The organism is Campylobacter concisus (assembly GCF_015229965.1).
Lineage (GTDB): Bacteria > Campylobacterota > Campylobacteria > Campylobacterales > Campylobacteraceae > Campylobacter_A > Campylobacter_A concisus_BD.
Window position 1 is genome coordinate 1 of record NZ_JAAKZB010000053.1, and the last position, 765, is coordinate 765.

General features: G+C 33.2%; 1 protein-coding gene. It reads right to left on the bottom strand.

Annotation, left to right across the window (positions count from 1 at the left end):
• Positions 1-706 (bottom strand): POTRA domain-containing protein (locus G6W43_RS10950; protein WP_275052085.1); only part of this gene is annotated, 706 nt, incomplete at its 3' end.
• Positions 707-765 lie beyond the last annotated feature (59 nt).

Consider the following 765-nt stretch of genomic DNA (forward strand, 5'->3'; position numbering starts at 1 on the left):
CTATATTTGAAAAGCCAGCCCTATTTGAAGGTAAGAATTTAATGCTAACATCATTTTTTGAGACGTTTTGCAGTGACTCAAGAGCCTGCTCGATATCTCTTATATTTGCCACTTTATTTTTATGAGAGTACTCACCAAATGCGCTAAATAAGCTCGCTCTGTTTCTTTGGTTATCAACTTCATTTATGCTTATATCATCTATTAGGCCAAGATTTATCACAAACTCTAGCTTGGCATCTTTTAAGCTCTTTGTAAATAGGCTCGCACTTGAAGTGATATAGCCACTTTTTATTATCTCGTTGTTAAAAGAGTTTATGATTAGATTGATAGAGTTTTTGCCAAGACAGCTGCCAGCTTTAAAATCAAGCTTATTTAAGCTAGCCTCTAAAATAGAGTTAAATTTAGAGTAGTTTGCATTATAAGCTTTTCTTATTATAGCCTCATCAGCACCACTACTAGCGTTAAAGCTAGCAACTTCGTTCTCACTAAGAAGTGAAATTTTATCTATTTTAAAGCATGGGGTTTCTTTTAAATTTAGCTTACCTACTGAAGTTGGTTTTTCGTTAAGTAAATTTATGTTGGAGCTTTCGTTAAAAGAGCTTGCCATATTCGCCCTAATCTCTTCGTTGTTTAACTCGTTTTTTAGATTAGTCTCATTAGCAAGTAGCGCAGCACACACCATGCTTAAAGATAAGAGAGTTCTCATCTTAACCTTCCTTGGAAATAACTATAAAGTTATATTTTTTAAAATAATTTAGTGACATT